The sequence below is a fragment of the Bacillus sp. H1a genome (genome assembly GCF_000633475.1).
In the GTDB taxonomy this organism is placed as follows: domain Bacteria; phylum Bacillota; class Bacilli; order Bacillales; family Bacillaceae_G; genus Bacillus_A; species Bacillus_A paramycoides.
Window position 1 is genome coordinate 1 of the sequence record NZ_AYMH01000104.1, and the last position, 2,232, is coordinate 2,232.

Genomic DNA, 2,232 nt, shown 5'->3' on the forward strand with positions numbered 1-2,232 from the left:
GCTTAACTAAAGCAAAAATGGCTCTAAAGATAGCAAATGTGGTTGCTTAACTATAGCGAAAATGGTTCTAAAGATAGCAAATTTGGTTATATACTTGTTATAGTTAGTAGAGTAGTAGAGGTAGGAAAGAAGGGACGTATGTAGATATGTCTAAAAATCAAGATTTACAGATTAAAGAGAATAATATTGTTTCAAAATCAAATACTTTGATTGAAGCAAATTCACGTTTGAATTTAGTGGAACAAAAAATGTTACTTTGTTTGGCTAGTAATATTGAACCCAATGATTGGGATTTTAAAACTTACACATTCCCCATTAAACATTTTCATGATCTACTTGGTCTAAATGGATCTACTAAATATTCGGAGTTAAGTAAAATTACAAAGGAATTATTATCAAAAGTAATTGAAATTCGGGCTGGGGAAGAGCTGATACAGGTATCCTGGCTTTCTTCAGCAATTTATAACAGGAATAAAGGAACAATTGATATGCGTTTCGATCCGTTATTAAAGCCATTTTTATTAGAATTAAGCAGCAAGTTTACAAGCTATAGACTAGCTAATGTTATTAAATTGAAAAGTACATACGCTATACGTATTTATGAACTACTTAAACAATATGAAGATTTAAAGGAGCGTACAATTAGTCTCGAAAATTTAAGGTATTACTTAGATGCGATGGATATATACCCCAACTATGCAAATTTTAAGCAACGCGTATTGAAACCTTCTCAAAAAGAATTAGACCAAAAAACAGATATTTCTTTTGAATATGAAGAAATTAAATTAGGTAGGAAAGTACAAAAAATTAAATTTATTATCCGTAGCCAGAAAAAGAAAGATCACAATTTAGTTCACTTTGAAAAGAAATTAGATAAATTTCAACAGCCCAATACATTTGAACAAAAAATTAAAAGATTTGAAGAACGCTGTAAAGAAAAAGTGTTTCCTAAAGTGTTTAAAAAATGGGAGGCTCATAAAGAAACTGTATTAGAAATAATTGAGGATATACGTTTTCGTTCAGATATTGATTCCCCAATCGGTTATGTAGAATTCACTCTAAATTCCCGATTAAAAGAACTGTCCGATAAAGAAATACCAAACCCAAGTAGCCAAATTGAGAATAAGTCTCATAATAATAGTGTATTAGGGATTGATAACATTATTAATTTAGTTATCAGTAAATATTCAACATCTACAGGAGCTGTAGCTACATTTTTAGTTAAAGATACAGCAATTGAGGAACTAGTTAGAGTAGTTACATTAGAAGAAGCTGAAGCCATTTGGACAGAACATGAAGCGTTTGTCATGGATAAAATTTATGAATGCATTAAAAAAAATAGAAGACAGAAAAGATACTAGATGTAAACGATCTACAAGATTTCCTGACCAAATATTAGTAAACAGCGTTGATAAAGCCCTAATGATATATAAACCAGATACAGCAATGGCCGACTCTGTTATGTTAAGAACGATAAGGTTTAGAGTGATAAAGTAAACCCAACTTCCAACACTTGAAACACCAATGCTAAACAATAAGATAGATGAATACCGCCAAGTTTCCAATGCTTTTTTAAACTCAATTGAATTCCTCCTAAAATATAATCAGATATAATGCAGCACTTAAAACAAAATAAAAAAATCCCACCCCAAGACTTAATTGTCTTGGGGTGGGATTTTAGATCGTGGTACCACCCCAGGTTATTAATACGTCACCATATTAACCTTATCAGGTATAACAACAATACTTATACCCTAGCTCTATAACGGGAGCACCCGTCACACTATCCCCCTATAGCAGGTTCCAATGTACTGCTCTGAGCCTTGCTTCAATAAAGAAATTCTAACCCTTTTTCAGCTACCAGGGTTCTCTGTATAGAATTCACTTTATTTACTCTTCTCTTCATTGTATTTAATTTCATGTATAATAACATTATTGGATATATATCGTAAATATTTTTGTTATATCTCATATATATACTTAGTCAACATAATCATCAGTTATGAACGGCTTTGGAACCTTGTATTGTTCCTCGAGCATTTGGCTTATTCTGTGACTTTACCCATAAAGTTGCCGCTAAAGGAAGCATATCTTTGCCGTGGATTAATTATTAACCCATAAGCTTGCCGTGAATGCTGTTGGTTTGTAATAAAGTTTGATCAAAAGCATACTACAAAAATTGATTTTTCAACAGAAGGAACTCAAGCATTTTGATCAAAATGCTTGAGTTCC

Annotated in this window: 1 protein-coding gene, 1 pseudogene and 1 other annotated feature; of the genes and pseudogenes, one reads left to right on the forward strand and one right to left on the reverse strand. The window is 31.8% G+C overall.

Annotated elements, in window-relative coordinates:
- Positions 1-146 precede the first annotated feature (146 nt).
- Entirely contained in the window at positions 147-1,361 is a 1,215-nt protein-coding gene (locus tag U860_RS0129810) for a replication initiation protein (protein ID WP_002174974.1), read from the forward strand.
- On the opposite strand, the pseudogene U860_RS37080 reads toward U860_RS0129810, so the two are convergent.
- Positions 1,362-1,526: pseudogene (locus U860_RS37080) on the reverse strand (MFS transporter); the annotation flags it as partial.
- Positions 1,527-1,663: 137 nt separating this feature from the next.
- Positions 1,664-1,915 (reverse strand) — a binding site (T-box leader).
- Between the last annotated feature and the right edge of the window lie 317 nt (positions 1,916-2,232).

What these genes read in the sequence shown, in the direction of transcription:
- U860_RS0129810 (WP_002174974.1), top strand. Translation starts at nt 147, where the DNA reads ATGTCTAAAAATCAAGATTTACAGATTAAAGAGAATAATATTGTTTCA.